Annotated in this window: 1 protein-coding gene; it reads left to right on the top strand. The window is 72.0% G+C overall.

The window, feature by feature from the left end; all coding sequences use genetic code 11:
* A partial coding sequence (locus I6F37_RS43230; RefSeq protein WP_225154868.1) for a gene transfer agent family protein occupies positions 1 to 331 on the top strand: 331 nt, incomplete at its 5' end.
* Positions 332 to 400 lie beyond the last annotated feature (69 nt).

Genomic DNA, 400 nt, shown 5'->3' with positions numbered 1-400 from the left:
GATCGAGCGCTTCGAGGAGCAGTACTCGCCGTTCGGAGTGTTCGGCCTCTGGGACCAGCTCATGGGCCGGGGCGAGGCGCCGCAGGTCCGGCACGTGCGCGACCTAGTGGCGCTCGGCCTGGTCGGGGGCGGCCTCCCGGACCGGGAGGCGGACGCGGTCGTGGCGGCCCTGCCGCCGTCGGAGAACCTGCGCCTGAGGAGCATCGCGAAGGCGCTGCTCGGGGTGACCTTCCTGCCCATCGTGCTGTCGGCGGGTAAAAAAAAAGAGGATGGCTCGCGACGCCGCGACGCGACGCCGAGCCCCGATGGGGCGCCCGCGAGCGAATCCTGATCATCGTGGGCGTGATGGGCCGCCTGCCGGCCGAGGTCCGCGCCATGACGCCCGCTGACACCGCATTGC

It is taken from the genome of Bradyrhizobium sp. NBAIM08, from assembly GCF_020193935.1.
Lineage (GTDB): Bacteria > Pseudomonadota > Alphaproteobacteria > Rhizobiales > Xanthobacteraceae > Bradyrhizobium > Bradyrhizobium yuanmingense.
This window is presented reverse-complemented; position numbering and strand designations above follow the sequence as displayed.